The organism is Marinobacterium aestuariivivens (assembly GCF_042661465.1).
GTDB classification, from domain to species: Bacteria; Pseudomonadota; Gammaproteobacteria; order Pseudomonadales; family Balneatricaceae; genus Marinobacterium_A; species Marinobacterium_A aestuariivivens.
In genome coordinates this window covers 1,185,765-1,200,044 of the sequence record NZ_JBHSWE010000001.1, presented here as the reverse complement: position 1 = coordinate 1,200,044, position 14,280 = coordinate 1,185,765, and the positions used below count along the sequence as shown (strand labels likewise).

The window sequence follows — 14,280 nt, the reverse complement described above, 5'->3', positions numbered from 1 at the left end:
CGTGTAACGTGTAACGCGTCACGCGTCACCCCCGGAGGCCCATCATGGAGCAGCTCGACCAGATCACCCAGATGATCGCCCTGTCCATGGGGCTGGCCTGGGCCAGCGGCATCAACCTCTATGCCACCCTGCTGATGCTCGGGGTGTTGTCGAACATGGGGCATATCGTGCTGCCGCCGGGGCTGGAGGTGGTCGGCGACCCGCTGGTGATCATGGCCGCGGGTTTCATGTACTGCGTCGAGTTCTTCGCCGACAAGGTGCCGGGCGTCGACACCGGCTGGGATACGCTGCATACCTTTGTTCGCATTCCCGCGGGGGCGGCGCTGGCGGCGGGGGCGGTGGGGGACATCTCGCCGGTCGTCGGTCTGGCGGCGGCCATCGTCGGGGGCGGTCTCTCCGCCGGAACGCACGCGTTAAAGGCGGGCAGTCGCGTCATGATCAACACCTCGCCGGAACCCTTCTCCAACTGGACCGCTTCGGTGACCGAGGATGTCGCGGTGGTCGCCGGCCTCTGGGCGGCGCTCTTCAATCCCTGGCTGTTCCTCGGTGGACTGGTGATCTTTGTCCTGCTGCTGGTCTGGCTGCTGCCGAAGGTCTGGCGCGGCGTCAAACGGGTATTCCGCTTCCTGGCCCGGCTGTTCGGCGGCAACGGCAGCGAACCGCCGCCGCTCCCCCGAGCCAGGCGTTACCGAACGATTCGAAGCACCGGCACTGACGGGTTACGTGTAACGGGTTGCAAAAGCCGGTGCGCTTCGTCGGTATTTGCTCCTGCAATACCGACCTTCCCGCCCTCCATGGCGGTCACTGCGTTCAGCAGCACCCTACGTAATCCGGCACCTTGTCGCCGGCGTCGTAGGGTGCTGGTGACTACCATGGACGGTGGAAATACTATAAACGCAGGAGCGGTTTATAGTGAAGCGAAGCGCACCGCACCGTGATTCACGCCCAACTCTCGATATGGGCACCGCTGATCAGCAGGCGCAACAGGTCGGTGCGGGTGACGATGCCGACCAGCTGGTCTTTCGCATCGACGATCGGTATGGCGCCGACATTGTACTCGACGAAGGTGGCGGCAAGCCGTGATGCCTCGGTCTGGGGTGTGGCGGCGATCAGGTGGCGGCTGTAGATATTGGCGACGCTGACCATCGGATGCTGGCCGCTGCGGTCGAGCTGGCCAAGGGACACGATACCGAGCGGGCGCTCCTGGGGGACATGACCACCAGGTGATCGATCTTCTGGTTGCGCATCCGGTCCCGGGCATCGGCGATGCTGGTGTTGCGGGTGATCCACTGTACCGGTGAGCTCATGAACAGCGTCGCCGGCAACCTGGCGGCTTCCTGCGGCGGCTTCTCCCGGGCCGCCTCCGGGTAGCCGCGCACGCTGGCCCTGCCCGGTGCAGGCTGGCGCGGCCGGCTGCCGAAATCCATGACGCGGAAATTCTCGCCTTCGGCATGGACCCGCTGCTCTTCCCCGGCCGTGACGTGGCTTGCCTTGATCTCCTCGACCGGCTCGACACCCCCGGGCTTGAACAGGGCCCGCACCGGCGTCTCTATCCGGTAACCCTGATCGTAGATTACAAGCGCCATCATGCCTCCTTGGGTAACGGACAGCCCTTGTGGGAGCCCGGTCTCCGGGCGAACCCTGTCTGGTGCTCACTATTCGCCCACAGAGTGGGCTCCCACAAGGCGTCTGTCACTTCCTACCTATATCGACCCGCGGATCAGATTCTTGATGATAAAGCGCGCCGGACTCAGCGCTTCGACCAGCTCCCGTCCCAGGGGCAGCGGCTCGTTGCAGATCATGCCCGCCAGCAGTTCGGCGCCCAGCGGGCAGGTCAGCAGCCCCTTGGAGCCATGTCCGACACTGATATAGAGCCCCGGATGGTGCGTCGGTGCCCGGTCGAACGGCCATTTTCGATCCTGCCGCAGGCGGCCGTAATCCTCGACAAAGCGCTCGTAAACCGGCGCCGGGCCGACAATGGGCAGATAGTCCGGCGTCGAGCAGCGAAAGCCGACCCGGCCCCCGGCGGGACTGTCGGCCAGTGCCCCGGCCAGCTCCGGCAGCGCCGCAGCCAGGGTGTCGAGATTGCGCTGATGGTCTTCGGGGCGCAGCGCCCGGCTGTCGTCATGCAGGTCGAAGGTGGCGCCGAAGGCGTATTGGCCCTCCAGTGGCGGCGAGATGTAGCCGTCGCCGCAGACGACCGTCGCAAGCGCGGGTACGCCGGCGGGGCAGGGGGCGTGACTGACCTGGCCGCGGATCGATTTCAGCGGCAGATGACCGAGCTGTTCCAGTGTCCTGGCAGCACCGGCCGTCGCCACGACCACCACCTCCGACTCGAAGGGCCGGCCCCCGTCCGTCGTGGCCTGCCAGCGGCCGGCACTGCGCCCGAGCGACCCGATGCGACAGCCGGTATGTAACTCGATCAGCGGGTGGTCCACGAGACTGCGGCAGAAGGCCGGCGGCGAGACCCAGCCGCCGAGCGGGAAAAACAATCCGCTAAGGTGCACCGGCAGGCCGGCCAGCGAGGTCGCCTCGTCAGGGGAAACCGCTCTGACCAGTTCATCGGGGTACAGGGCTTCGTCGGCGAGCTGTTGCTGGCGCTGCGCCTCCCGGTCGCCGGTCGCCAGTTGCAGCAGGCCGCAGGCCGACCACTGGTCGTCCGGCACCAGGCGTTCGAGCAGGTGGTGGCTGTAATGCAGGCCTGTGCTGTGCAGCAGGCCCTGCTTGGTCGGCCGTACCGGCAGCTTGGCGTAGAGCGCGCCCTGGCGGTTGCCGGAGCCGCCGCTGGCCAGTTCCGCCGACTGTTCCAGCAGCTGCACCCGGATGCCCCGCTCGGCCAGTGCCCGGGCGGCGCTGCAGCCGGCCAGGCCGCCGCCGAGAATCAGTGCCGACCCGGGCCTGCCGGCCGGGGTCGGGCTGTCGAACCAGGGCGCGGCCGAAGGCGTTGTCGCGGCGACTCGATGCTGCCCGCGCAGCATCTCGCGCTTGCGGCCGAAGCCGGGGACCTTTTCCATCTCGAAGCCGACCGCCTGCAGGCCCCGGCGCACGAACCCCGCGGCGGTGAAGGTGGCCAGGGTGGTACCGGCATGGCTGAGCCTGGCCATCTGCCCGAACAGCTCGGGCTGCCACATGTCCGGGTTCTTCGACGGGGCGAAACCGTCCAGGAACCAGGCATCGACCCGGGCTTCGAGCTCGCGGTAACGGTCGATCGCATCGCCGAGCATCAGTGTCAGCACGATGCGTCCTTCATCGAGTACCAGGCGATGAAAGCCGGCGACCGGCGGCGGGTACTGCGCCAGCAGCTGCTCGCCGCCGTCCCGGAAACCGGGCCAGTGGGCCAGTGCCCTGGCCAGGTCCTCGCGGCTCAGCGGAAACTTCTCGACCGAAATGAAATGCAGGCGCGCGTCCTGTGGCGCCCGCTCCAGCCAGAGCGCGCGGGCACAGAGAAAGTTCAGGCCTGTACCGAAGCCGGTTTCGGCAACGGTGAAATGCGCGCCCTCGGGCGCGCCGAAGCGTTCGGCCAGCCGGTTGCCGTCCAGAAAAACGTGCCGGGTCTCGGCAAGGCCGCCGTCCTGATTGAAATAGATATCGTCGAACTGCCCGGACACCGGCGTGTCCGCCTCCCAGCGCAGTTCGGCGGCTTGAATTTTGTTCACATTCGTTCTCGTTGTTGAAGGTGACGCGTTACGCGTAACCCGCGGCTGTCGCCGGTTGTCGTGCCGCCGGTGACAAATCGATCTGCAATACGATCGATATGGCGGGTTTCGCGATGCCCATGCGAGGTGCGAAGCGTTTCGGTTGGGCGGGGTGCATCGCTCTACCCACCCTCTCATAGCTTAGTCAACTCCTGTTTCTCACTGTTTTACGGTGTCTCTTGGCAACACGGATTTGTGACCTGCGGTTAGACTGCTGCAGATTGAGGTCCGTGTTGTTTGCCAGGGTGCCAAGAGCGGTCTTTCTGTCCCGGATTGACCTTCATGGGGTACGCCTAACCTCTCAGTATCGGATGTCCGCTTGGTGGCATCGACTCAGTTACCTTGGGCATGTCGGTCCATGAAGTATCCCGGGGCGTGCCTCGTGACTCCGGAAGGGCCTGCAAGGGCCTCAGGATGGGTCGAAGGTCACGCCCAAGGACACAAAGGGTTGCTCGTATCGTCTGGTGTTAACGCATGGTCGATTGCTTCCGTTCGGTTGTAGCGTTTGGCGCCATTGTCGACTCAGTCGTCAGGCCGCCTTGAGTGCGGGTAGCGCCGCGACATTGAACAAGCGGTTCGGATCAAAGATCGCTCCGCGCCCGACGTGCCAGAGTGCCCGCACCAGCTTGCGCATGATGGCGGTGATCGCCTTGCTCTTGCTGCCACCATCCCGTTGCGCCTTTGCCTCGGCCCAATGCTTCACCACCCGGTTGTGTTTGAGCCACCTGAGCGCCGCCCAGTACAGGTAGCGGCGGGCAACACTGGGGCCGCGCTTGGTGATCTTCAGCTGACCCTTGTGTTTGCCGCTGCTGCGCTCTTTCAGGTTGAGGCCCAGTGCCTTCAGGTAATGGGCCGCACTGGGATAGTCCTGTGGCGAGCCTAGCTCAGCCAGCAGCATCAGGGCTGTGACACGGCCCACGACGGTGTGCAGGCGTGACAGCATCTCATCATCGGCCAGGCGGGCCTCCAGACGCCGCTCCAGCTCCCTAATCGCCAAACGCTGGGCCAGCAGGTCCTCGGCCAGTGTCTGCAGCAGGTACCGCTCGGCGTCCTCGCACGCCCTCCCAATGGTGGTCTCGGCACTGGCCAGCAGCTGTGCGCTGGTCTCGGGCTTCAACCCGGAGCGCCCGGTTCGGCACATCAGCTGCAGCGCCTCCTCCGGAGCTGCCCGCACGGCGGCAGGAGAGCCGTAGTGTGCCAAGGTTTGCAGCAGCGTGACGGAGTCCAGTGACAGGATGTGGGGCGCCTCCGGCCAGTGCCGGGCCAGTAGCGCCTCCAGCCGATTCAGGCTGCGCTGGCTGCGTTCCTGGTACATCTCCAACAACTTCAGCTCGGCTTTCAACTCGCGTTGCTGTGCCGTCGGCTCGATCCAGCGCTCGGTGTTATTTTCCGGTGCAGCCGGCCGATGACGTAGCAGGCCTTGGCATCGTGCATGCTAGGCACGCCATCGTAGAGTTCCGCCGCCTTATTAGTGCGATTGGGGGCCGCTCGGTAGACCGGGATCCGGGCCTGATGCAGCAGATCGAGTAGCGGGTCGCCATAGGTGCCGGTCGGCTCCATGACGACCACGAAGTTCATGCCTGCCAGCTGCGCCTGCAGCGTCTCCACCAGGGCCCGTGTCTGGAGCGGGTGCTTCCAGCGCAGGATGACGTGCATCTGACGATCAGGCGTCATCAGGGTGGCGTAGAAGTCAATCTTGGCAACATCGACAGCCACCACGACCGGCTGGTTCTTCAGCTTCTCACGGACATTGGTCCAGTCAACATCTTGCAAAGCTGTGCTGCGAAATTTACGCTTGCTCATCTGGGGGACACCTTCTGCTTCCTTACTTCGCTTGGAACGGGTCGTTATTTCGATGACGACCCTCGAGGGTCCCCCTTCCTACCAGAATTTCTCCCCAGTTATAACTGACTCCATTCGTGCCGTATGCGTCGCAATATTACGCCCTAACCCCTAACCCCTAACCCGTCCACTTGCATTTACTCCTGCAATGCAAGTGTTCCTGCCATCCCTGGCGGTCACCCGTAACGCATCCATCTACCCGCGCCCGTCGCCCAGCTGATATGATACCCTCTTTGCCAAACTGCGAGCACAAGGGCGTAGCGAATGTTCGACCTGAACAGCATCAGGATCTGTGTACTGGGATTGGGTTATGTCGGCCTACCGCTGGCGGTCGAGTTCGGCCGCAAGTTCGACACCGTCGGTTTCGATATCTACCGCGCGCGGGTCGACGAGCTCAGCGCCGGCGAAGACAGTACCCTCGAAGTCGAGCCGCAGGAGCTTGCGAACGCGGACAGGCTGCGCTTCAGTGCCGAGTTGCAGGACGTGGCGGACTGCAACGTCTATATCGTCACGGTGCCGACACCGGTCGATGCCCACAAGCAGCCGGACCTGTCGCCGCTGCGCAGGGCCAGCCAGGCGCTGGGGTCGGTGCTCAAGCGCAACGATATCGTGATCTACGAGTCCACCGTCTATCCGGGCGCCACCGAAGAGGTCTGCGTGCCGGAGCTCGAGGCGGCCTCCGGCCTGGCGTTCAACCGCGACTTCTACGTCGGCTACAGCCCCGAGCGGATCAACCCGGGCGACAAGCAGCATCGCCTGCCGAGCATCGTCAAGGTGACCTCGGGCTCGACGCCGGAGGTGGCCGGGTTCGTCGACAGCCTCTACGCCAGCATCATCACCGCCGGCACCCACCGGGCCAGCAGCATCAAGGTGGCCGAGGCCTCCAAGGTGATCGAAAACACCCAGCGCGACCTCAATATCGCGCTGGTCAACGAGCTGGCGATCATCTTCGGCAAGCTCGGCATCGACACCACCGAAGTGCTCGAAGCCGCCGGCACCAAGTGGAACTTCCTGCCGTTCCGTCCCGGCCTCGTCGGCGGGCACTGCATCGGCGTCGACCCCTATTATCTGACCCACAAGGCCCAGGCCGCCGGCTACTTCCCCGACGTGATCCTGGCCGGGCGTCGCATCAACGACGGCATGGGACAGTACGTCGCCGAAGAGGTGGTCAAACTGATGATCCAGCGCCGCGTCCATGTCGCCGACGCCAGGGTGTTGATGCTGGGGCTGTCGTTCAAGGAAAACTGCCCCGATATCCGCAACACCAAGGTGATCGACATGGTGCGCCAGCTCGAGGGCTTCGGCGCCACCGTGGAGATCCACGATCCCTGGGTGTCGGTGGAAGAGGCGAAGGAGGAATATGGCCTCGAACTGCTCGAGACACTCGAGCCGGGCCGGTTCGACGCGGTGATACTGGCGGTGGCCCACAACCAGTTCCGCGAGATGGGCGCAGAGCAGATCCGGGGTCTTTGCAGGGATGCCGGTCGCAGCGTATTGTTCGATGTGAAGGCGATGCTGCCGCTGGATCAGGTCGACAAGCGACTCTGATCCGAACAGCTGAAAACCGGGTGGATTGACGAGCCCTTTCCGCCTATAGTGCTAATGCTTACCGGGAACGCACGGATAATGGAGAGCGCCATGGCAGTACAGCGCGCCTGGTACCTGCTGCAGACCAAGCCGCGACAGGACGCCCGGGCCCTGGAAAACCTCGAGAACCAGGGCTTCGAAGTTTTTGCGCCCATGCTCAATGTCGAGCGCATCCGCGCCGGCAAGCGCCAGACTGTGACCGAACCGCTGTTCCCCGGCTATCTGTTTATCTATCTGGACCAGGTCGCCGACAACTGGCGCCCGATCCGCTCCACCCGCGGCGTCAGCCGACTCGTGACCTTCAACGACATGCCCCTGCCGGTCGCCGGCGATATCATCGAGCGGCTGCGCCAGCGCATCGCCGACAAGCAGCCGAAAGAGGCACTGAAATCCGGCGATCCCGTGCATATCTGCCAGGGCGCCTTCGCCGAGCTGGACGCGGTCTTCGAGTGCTATGACGGCACCGAACGGGTGGTGATACTGCTCAACCTGATGCACAGAACCCAGCGGCTCAGCATGCCGCTGGCGAACATCCGCCGGGCCTGAACCGCTGCCCGCGGGCAGCCACAGCCTCCGGCCGCGTTCTCAGGAAACTGACGGTCAATCCTGGGGCGGTAGCGTGCCTGATCGGCGGTGGCGCGTTACGGGTTGCGCGCCAACTATCTTGAAAACACCGGATGTAGGTTGGGTGGAGCGCAGCGCAACCCAACAAGCGAATCCGTACGCCAGTGACTCCGGGGTGCCAGATGATTCCGCTGATCGAGCAAAAGAGGGAGCAGATAGCGACGGCCTGCCGACAGCACGCTGTCAGCCGGCTGCGGGTGTTCGGCTCCAGCGTCGACGGGCGATTCGATGACAAGTCCAGTGACGTCGACCTGCTTGTTGAGTTCGAGCCGGGCCTGAGCCCCGCCGAATATTCGGTTGCATTTTTCTGCTTGCTCGAGAGGCTGCAGAACATCCTGCAGCGAAATGTGGATCTGCTGACGATAAACCCGCTTCGAAATCCTTATCTGCAAGCATCCATAGAGTCGAGTCAGGAGCTGCTGTATGCAGCTTGAGGAGAAGGATACCGCTGCTGTCGATTTGAAATGTTTCTGATGGACGTTCTGCTACCTCTATCCCCAATCATTGTGGAAAAGACGTTAGGGTGTACCACTGTGAGACCTTCAGTTGCGCTGGAACAACACCGAGACGTTATACGACAGGTTGTTGCCCGTCACCATGGTGTCAATGCACGGGTTTTCGGGTCTGTTCTCCGCGGGATTGATCGCGAAGATAGTGACCTCGACCTTCTGATTGATCCGACACCGGAAACAACTCTTTTCGATATAGGCGCCATCCGCCACGAACTGCTGCATTTATTGGGGGTACCGGTAGATGTGTTAACACCCAAAGCGCTTCCGGAAAGCTTTCGGGATGAGGTCCTTGCCGAGGCAAAGCCGGTATGAGTCGTGACAAGCTGAGACTGCTTGATTACCTGCAGTATATTCGCGAGGCAATCAAAAGGATCGAAAACTATGTTGCAGATAGTAGTGAGGTAGCATTTCTTCAACAAGAAATGATGCAGGACGCCGTCATCCGCAATTTGGAGATAATCGGCGAGGCAAGCCACAATATCGAAGTTCATTTTCCCGACTTTGCAGCTTCACATCCCGAGCTTCCACTGGCCTTTGCATACCAGATGAGGAATGCTGTGGCACATGGCTATTTCAAAGTCGATTTGGAAATAGTTTGGAAAACAATAGAAAACGACTTGCCAGCGCTCGAAGCTCGGGTTTGTGAAGTGCTGGAATCACTGACCAGTGCGTAACCCGTAATCCGGAAAGCTAACGGACTAGCCAATGGACTCCCCGAAATCCTCCACCACGGCGCCAGGAACGGCGTCACCGGCTCCTGTCATCAGCTGCGAATCGACGGCCGCCACAGTCTGCTGATCGACTGCGGCCTGTTCCAGGGCGCCGAAACCTCGGGTGACGGACGCAGCGGGGCGGACCGGCTGGCGATAGAGTTTTCGCTCGACGGCATCCTGGCCCTGGTGGCGACCCATGTGCATATCGACCATGTCGGGCGGATACCCTACCTGCTCGCCGCCGGCTTCAGGGGCCCGATACTCTGCAGCGAACCTTCGGCAAAGCTGCTGCCGGTCGTGCTCGAGGATGCCTTCCGGCTCGGCATCAGCCGCGATCAGCGCGACGTCGAACGCTTTATAGGCCTGATTCACAAGCGACTGGTGCCGTTACCCTACAAACGGTGGTTTACAGTGCTCGATACGCCCGAAGTTCAGAGTCGAATCCGCCTGCAGCGCGCCGGCCATATCCTTGGCTCGGCGTACGTCGAATGCGATCTGCACGACCGGATGACAGACAACAGGCACCGGGTCGTCTTCTCCGGCGACCTCGGCGCGCCCCATGCGCCGCTGCTGGCGCCGCCCGAATCGCCCCGGCGTGCCGACACCCTGGTACTGGAAAGCACCTACGGCGACCGCCTGCACGAAGACCGCCGGGCCCGCCGTCAGCGTCTGGAGCGGGCGATCGAAAGGGCGCTGCAGGACCAGGGCACCGTGCTGATCCCGGCCTTCAGCATCGGCCGCACCCAGGAACTGCTCTACGAACTCGAAGACATCATCCATACGTGCCGCCAGACCTCTGCGGACTCGACTACCGACCGTAGGGGGCCGGTGACCGCCATGGATGGTGGAAGGCCACCCCGTGGAAATCCTGAAAACGCAGGAGCGGTTTTCAGGGAAGCGCACCGCACCGCTTGTAGGAGCGGCGCCCTCGCCGCGAAAGCAAATGGCTGGCCAACGCTTCCCATCATACTCGATTCCCCGCTGGCCAGCCGCTTCACCCAGGTCTACCGCGAACTCAAGCCCTGGTGGAACCAAGAAGCCCGGGAACGGCTGCGCAACGACCGCCGGCCCCTGACCTTCGACCAGCTGCTGACCATCGACAGCCACGAAGACCATCTGAAAACCGTCCGCCACCTCGCCGACACCCGGCGGCCCGCCGTCGTCATCGCCGGCAGCGGCATGTGCAACGCCGGCCGCATCCGCAACTACCTCAGGGCGAAGCTCGGCGACGCACGTCACGATGTCCTCTTCGTCGGCTACCAGGCCAAAGGCACCCCGGGCCACGCGATCCAGCAGTATGGCCCTAAAGGCGGCTGGGTCGAACTCGACGGCGAACGCATCGATATCCGCGCCGGCATCGACACCCTCGGCGGCTACTCGGCCCATGCCGACCAGCAGAACCTCGTCGAATTCGTAACCGGTATGGAGCAGTGGCCGAAGCGGATCCGGCTGATACATGGGGAAGCGGGCGCCAAGCGGGCACTGGCACAAAAGCTCGAAGACCGATACCGGGAGCGCGGCCTGGAAGTACTGCTGGAGTATTATCAAGGCCGCAACCGGTGAGCCTCGTTCGTAGGAGCTGCGCCTCGCAGCGAACCGCTTTGGCAAAGTTGCACGAAGTTACTGTGTAAGGAGCACGGCCCCCGGGCGAAGAACCGTCAACCCCGCTAACTCACTCAACAGGAACCCCGGGATGAAAATCCTGATCACCGGCGGAGCCGGCTTTATCGGCTCGGCGGTTATTCGCCATATCATCGACAACACCGGCGACAGCCTGGTCAATGTCGACAAGCTGACCTATGCCGCCAATCTCGAGTCGGTGGCTGCAGCGTCACAGAGCGACCGCTATGCCTTCGAGCGCGTCGACATCTGCGATCGAGCCGAGCTCGAGCGTGTTTTTGACATCCACGCGCCCGATGCCGTGATGCACCTGGCCGCCGAAAGCCATGTGGACCGTTCGATCGATGGGCCTGCGGCCTTTATCGAGACCAACATAGTGGGCACTTACACCCTGCTCGAAGTGGCCAGGGCCTACTGGTCGGGACTGGATGCCGGGCGCAAGGCCGGTTTCAGGTTTCACCATATCTCCACGGACGAGGTATACGGCGACCTGGACGGTACCGACAGCCTGTTTACCGAAACGACGGCCTATGCGCCGAGTTCGCCCTATTCCGCCAGCAAGGCCAGTTCCGATCATCTGGTGCGGGCCTGGCATCGAACCTACGGCCTGCCGGTTCTGATTACCAATTGCTCCAACAACTACGGCCCCTACCAGTTTCCGGAAAAGCTGATACCCCTGGTGATATTGAACGCCCTGGAGGGCAAGCCGCTGCCGGTCTATGGCAAAGGCGATCAGGTCCGCGACTGGCTCCATGTCGAGGATCATGCCCGGGCCCTGTACCGGGTCCTGACCCGGGGACAGACGGGGAGACCTACAATATCGGCGGTCACAACGAGAAGCGGAATCTCGAGGTCGTCCAGGCGCTCTGCGATCTGCTGGACGAGCTCTGTCCCCCTTCGACCGGCGACAGCAGCAGCCAAGGGGTGCCTGCGAAAGCTGCGGCGGGCTCCCGCCGGGAACTGATCACCTTCGTCAGGGACCGCCCGGGCCATGACAAGCGCTACGCCATCGATGCCTCGAAGATGCAGCGCGAGCTGGGCTGGGTGCCCGAAGAAACCTTCGAGTCGGGCCTGCGCAAAACGGTGCAGTGGTATCTCGCGAACCCCGCCTGGATCGACGCCGTGAAGAGCGGCGAATACCAGCGCTGGATCGACCGGAACTACGGAGCCGAGGGCTGATGGCGCTGAAAATACTGCTGCTCGGCAAGAACGGCCAGATCGGCTGGGAGCTGCAGCGCGCGCTCGCACCGCTCGGCGACCTGACCGCTCTGGACCGGTCCGGCACCGCCGAACTGGGCGGCGATCTTGAGGATATCGACGGGCTGCGCGCCACGATCCGCAGTCTGAAACCGGATATCATCGTCAACGCCGCGGCCTATACCGCGGTGGACAGGGCCGAAGAGGAGTATCAAAAGGCGCTTCGGATCAATGCCGATGCACCTGCCGCGATGGCCGTGGAAGCCGCCTCGCTCGGCGCTCTGCTGGTTCACTATTCCACCGATTACGTGTTCGATGGCAGCGGCACCCGGCCCCGGCGGGAAAGCGACGCAACCGGGCCGCTCAACCGCTATGGTCAAAGCAAGCTGGCGGGCGAACAGGCGATCCGGGAAAGCGGCTGCCGCCATCTGATCTTCCGGACCAGCTGGGTCTACGGGGCCACCGGGCATAACTTCCCAGGACCATCTTGCGTCTGGCGCGGGAACGCGAGCAACTGAGGGTGATCGATGACCAGGTCGGCGCCCCGACCGGCGCGGAACTGCTGGCGGATGTCTCCGCGCACGCCCTGCGCAGCACCCTGGCGAAACCGGAGCTCTCGGGCCTCTATCATCTGGCACCTGCGGGTGAGGTGTCCTGGTTCGGCTACGCCCGCTTTCTGCTGGAGCAGGCGCGCAGCCTGGGCGAATCGCTGCGCGTGCAGAGCATCGAGCCGATCCCCTCCGTTGCCTACCCGACGCCGGCACCCCGTCCGCACAATTCAAGGCTCGATACGAGCCGCCTGGAGCGCGCCTTCGATCTGCAGCTGCCGCCGTGGCAGCCGGGCGTCACCCGTATGCTCAGGGAACTCACAGGGACATTTTCATGACGACACGCAAAGGCATTATCCTCGCCGGCGGCGCCGGTACCCGGCTGCACCCGATTACGCTGGGTGTTTCCAAGCAGTTGCTGCCCATCTACGACAAGCCGATGATCTATTACCCGCTGTCGGTGCTGATGCTGGCGGGCATACGCGAGATACTGATCATCTCGACCCCGGAAGACCTGCCGAACTTCCGGCACCTGCTGGGAGACGGCGGTCGCTTCGGCATCCGCCTGAGCTATGCCGAGCAGCCATCCCCGGATGGCCTGGCGCAGGCCTTTATCATCGGCGAGGATTTTATCGGCAACGACAGCTGCTGCCTGATCCTCGGCGACAACATCTTCTATGGCCAGCATTTCACCGACAAGCTCCATGCCGCGGATGCCAGGACCGAAGGCGCGACGGTATTCGGCTACCATGTCTCCGATCCCGAGCGCTTTGGCGTGGTGGAGTTCGACCAGACCGGCCGCGCCGTCAGCATCGAAGAAAAGCCAAAAGTACCGAAATCCAGCTATGCCGTGACCGGCCTCTATTTCTACGACAACCGCGTCATCGACATCGCCAAAGAGATCAAACCCTCGGCACGGGGCGAGCTCGAGATCACCGACATCAACAGCTTCTACCTCCGGGACCAGAGCCTGAACGTGGAAATGCTGGGCCGGGGCTTTGCCTGGCTCGACACCGGCACCCACGACTCGCTGCTCGACGCCGGCCAGTTCGTGGCCACCATCGAACAGCGCCAGGGGCTGAAGGTCGCCTGTCTCGAAGAGATCGCCTTTAAAAAGGGCTGGCTGAGCGTGGAACAGCTGCAACAGCAGGCGGAACAGTTGCAAAAGAACGGCTATGGCCAGTATCTGCTGCGCGTGCTTCAGGAATCCGGGGAGCACGGCTGATGGAGTTCAAACCCCTCGAGATCCCGGACGTGGTGCTGATCACGCCCAGGGTGTTCGGCGATGAGCGGGGTTTCTTTATGGAAACCTTCCGCCAGAGCGAGTTCGAAGCGCATTGCGGCAAGTACAGCTTCGTACAGGACAACCATAGCCGCTCGACCAAAGGCGTCCTGCGCGGACTGCATTACCAGATCGAGCATCCGCAGGGCAAGCTGGTACGGGTCACACGCGGTGAAGTGTTCGATGTCGCCGTGGATATCCGTCGTGACTCGCCGACGTTCGGGAAGTGGGTCGGCGTCTACCTGAACGAAGAGAACAAGCAGATGCTCTGGGTGCCGCCGGGGTTTGCCCATGGGTTCTATGTGACGTCGGAGGTGGCGGAGTTTCAGTACAAGTGCACGGATTATTATGCGCCGGAATATGAATGTTGCATCGCTTGGAATGAGTCTGACCTGGCCATTCGATGGCCGGATATAGGTGTAGCGCCGTCACTGTCACTCAAGGACCAAAAAGGCTGTACTCTGTTCGAGTCGGAGCTATTTGCTACCGGTCTATGAAAAGGCTAATCTGTCTGATTGCTAGTGTCTGACCAAATTTTATGGGCATTTCGTTTATAGTGTGTGTGCTGGAAAAAAGAAGCCGACAGTCCACCTTTCACGCCGGCGGATCATGGTCGCTAGCCTGCTCCAAAAACTAATTCGGCTTGCCGCCGAGAATCGA

At 62.8% G+C, this 14,280-nt stretch carries 14 protein-coding genes and 2 pseudogenes; 11 read left to right on the top strand and 5 right to left on the bottom strand.

Features of this window, described 5'->3' with window-relative positions; genetic code table 11:
- The first annotated feature begins 44 nt into the window (after positions 1 to 44).
- The gene (locus tag ACFQDL_RS06305; RefSeq protein WP_379908276.1) at positions 45 to 938 is read left to right on the top strand and encodes a DUF4126 domain-containing protein; all 894 of its coding nucleotides are present in this window, start codon (positions 45 to 47) and stop codon (positions 936 to 938) included.
- Position 939: 1 nt separating this feature from the next.
- On the opposite strand, the gene ACFQDL_RS06300 is transcribed toward ACFQDL_RS06305, so the two are convergent.
- The 5 genes from ACFQDL_RS06300 to ACFQDL_RS06280 all read right to left on the bottom strand — a co-directional run bounded on the left by ACFQDL_RS06300 (position 940) and on the right by ACFQDL_RS06280 (position 5,498).
- Positions 940 to 1,146 carry a CBS domain-containing protein gene (locus ACFQDL_RS06300; RefSeq protein WP_379908275.1) on the bottom strand — a complete coding sequence of 69 codons (207 nt, stop codon included), beginning with the start codon at positions 1,144 to 1,146 and terminating at the stop codon, positions 940 to 942.
- Positions 1,110 to 1,586, bottom strand: a complete 477-nt coding sequence (locus ACFQDL_RS06295; RefSeq protein ID WP_379908274.1) for a DUF294 nucleotidyltransferase-like/CBS domain-containing protein — start codon at positions 1,584 to 1,586, stop codon at positions 1,110 to 1,112. The genes ACFQDL_RS06300 and ACFQDL_RS06295 overlap by 37 nt, the downstream gene beginning before the upstream one ends.
- Positions 1,587 to 1,703: 117 nt before the next feature.
- The gene (gene mnmC, locus ACFQDL_RS06290) at positions 1,704 to 3,656 is read right to left on the bottom strand and encodes a bifunctional tRNA (5-methylaminomethyl-2-thiouridine)(34)-methyltransferase MnmC2/FAD-dependent 5-carboxymethylaminomethyl-2-thiouridine(34) oxidoreductase MnmC1 (protein ID WP_379908273.1); all 1,953 of its coding nucleotides are present in this window, start codon (positions 3,654 to 3,656) and stop codon (positions 1,704 to 1,706) included.
- 568 nt (positions 3,657 to 4,224) lie between these two features.
- Positions 4,225 to 5,037 carry a transposase gene (locus tag ACFQDL_RS06285; protein ID WP_379908272.1) on the bottom strand — a complete coding sequence of 271 codons (813 nt, stop codon included), beginning with the start codon at positions 5,035 to 5,037 and terminating at the stop codon, positions 4,225 to 4,227.
- The gene (locus tag ACFQDL_RS06280; protein WP_379908271.1) at positions 5,034 to 5,498 is read right to left on the bottom strand and encodes an IS110 family transposase; all 465 of its coding nucleotides are present in this window, start codon (positions 5,496 to 5,498) and stop codon (positions 5,034 to 5,036) included. The genes ACFQDL_RS06285 and ACFQDL_RS06280 overlap by 4 nt, the downstream gene beginning before the upstream one ends.
- 303 nt (positions 5,499 to 5,801) lie before the next feature.
- Between ACFQDL_RS06280 and tviB the strand changes: the two genes are divergently transcribed.
- From tviB to rfbC, 10 genes and pseudogenes are all read left to right on the top strand, one after another.
- Positions 5,802 to 7,085: a Vi polysaccharide biosynthesis UDP-N-acetylglucosamine C-6 dehydrogenase TviB gene (gene tviB, locus ACFQDL_RS06275; RefSeq protein ID WP_379908270.1), complete on the top strand. Its 1,284-nt coding sequence runs from the start codon at positions 5,802 to 5,804 to the stop codon at positions 7,083 to 7,085.
- A 90-nt stretch (positions 7,086 to 7,175) separates the two neighbouring features.
- Positions 7,176 to 7,670 carry a transcription/translation regulatory transformer protein RfaH gene (rfaH, locus tag ACFQDL_RS06270; protein ID WP_379908269.1) on the top strand — a complete coding sequence of 165 codons (495 nt, stop codon included), beginning with the start codon at positions 7,176 to 7,178 and terminating at the stop codon, positions 7,668 to 7,670.
- A gap of 200 nt (positions 7,671 to 7,870) precedes the next feature.
- A complete protein-coding gene (locus tag ACFQDL_RS06265) occupies positions 7,871 to 8,182 on the top strand; it encodes a nucleotidyltransferase family protein (RefSeq protein WP_379908268.1) in 312 nt (103 codons plus the stop codon).
- Positions 8,183 to 8,212: 30 nt separating this feature from the next.
- Positions 8,213 to 8,572 carry a nucleotidyltransferase family protein gene (locus ACFQDL_RS06260; protein ID WP_379908267.1) on the top strand — a complete coding sequence of 120 codons (360 nt, stop codon included), beginning with the start codon at positions 8,213 to 8,215 and terminating at the stop codon, positions 8,570 to 8,572.
- Positions 8,569 to 8,934 (top strand): HepT-like ribonuclease domain-containing protein, encoded by a 366-nt coding sequence (locus ACFQDL_RS06255; protein WP_379908266.1) that lies wholly within the window; start codon positions 8,569 to 8,571, stop codon positions 8,932 to 8,934. Before ACFQDL_RS06260 ends, ACFQDL_RS06255 begins: the two co-directional genes overlap by 4 nt.
- A 6-nt stretch (positions 8,935 to 8,940) precedes the next feature.
- The gene (locus tag ACFQDL_RS06250; protein WP_379912921.1) at positions 8,941 to 10,536 is read left to right on the top strand and encodes an MBL fold metallo-hydrolase RNA specificity domain-containing protein; all 1,596 of its coding nucleotides are present in this window, start codon (positions 8,941 to 8,943) and stop codon (positions 10,534 to 10,536) included.
- Positions 10,537 to 10,666: 130 nt separating this feature from the next.
- A pseudogene (gene rfbB, locus ACFQDL_RS06245) lies at positions 10,667 to 11,772 on the top strand (dTDP-glucose 4,6-dehydratase).
- Positions 11,772 to 12,676 (top strand): annotated as a pseudogene (gene rfbD, locus ACFQDL_RS06240) (dTDP-4-dehydrorhamnose reductase). Before rfbB ends, rfbD begins: the two co-directional pseudogenes overlap by 1 nt.
- A complete protein-coding gene (gene rfbA / locus ACFQDL_RS06235; RefSeq protein WP_379908265.1) occupies positions 12,673 to 13,563 on the top strand; it encodes a glucose-1-phosphate thymidylyltransferase RfbA in 891 nt (296 codons plus the stop codon). The pseudogene rfbD and the gene rfbA overlap by 4 nt, the downstream one beginning before the upstream one ends.
- On the top strand, positions 13,563 to 14,117 hold the full coding sequence (gene rfbC, locus ACFQDL_RS06230) for a dTDP-4-dehydrorhamnose 3,5-epimerase (protein ID WP_379908264.1): 555 nt from the start codon (positions 13,563 to 13,565) through the stop codon (positions 14,115 to 14,117). The genes rfbA and rfbC overlap by 1 nt, the downstream gene beginning before the upstream one ends.
- Positions 14,118 to 14,280: the final 163 nt, after the last annotated feature.

Bases quoted from the DNA above. Each gene is read 5' to 3' on its own strand.
- ACFQDL_RS06280 (WP_379908271.1), bottom strand. From the start codon at position 5,498: ATGAGCAAGCGTAAATTTCGCAGCACAGCTTTGCAAGATGTTGACTGG.
- ACFQDL_RS06265 (WP_379908268.1), top strand. From the start codon at position 7,871: ATGATTCCGCTGATCGAGCAAAAGAGGGAGCAGATAGCGACGGCCTGC.
- ACFQDL_RS06260 (WP_379908267.1), top strand. From the start codon at position 8,213: ATGTTTCTGATGGACGTTCTGCTACCTCTATCCCCAATCATTGTGGAA.
- rfbA (WP_379908265.1), top strand. From the start codon at position 12,673: ATGACGACACGCAAAGGCATTATCCTCGCCGGCGGCGCCGGTACCCGG.
- ACFQDL_RS06255 (WP_379908266.1), top strand. From the start codon at position 8,569: ATGAGTCGTGACAAGCTGAGACTGCTTGATTACCTGCAGTATATTCGC.
- rfaH (WP_379908269.1), top strand. From the start codon at position 7,176: ATGGCAGTACAGCGCGCCTGGTACCTGCTGCAGACCAAGCCGCGACAG.
- ACFQDL_RS06300 (WP_379908275.1), bottom strand. From the start codon at position 1,146: ATGGTCAGCGTCGCCAATATCTACAGCCGCCACCTGATCGCCGCCACA.
- rfbC (WP_379908264.1), top strand. From the start codon at position 13,563: ATGGAGTTCAAACCCCTCGAGATCCCGGACGTGGTGCTGATCACGCCC.
- ACFQDL_RS06305 (WP_379908276.1), top strand. From the start codon at position 45: ATGGAGCAGCTCGACCAGATCACCCAGATGATCGCCCTGTCCATGGGG.
- ACFQDL_RS06295 (WP_379908274.1), bottom strand. From the start codon at position 1,586: ATGGCGCTTGTAATCTACGATCAGGGTTACCGGATAGAGACGCCGGTG.
- tviB (WP_379908270.1), top strand. From the start codon at position 5,802: ATGTTCGACCTGAACAGCATCAGGATCTGTGTACTGGGATTGGGTTAT.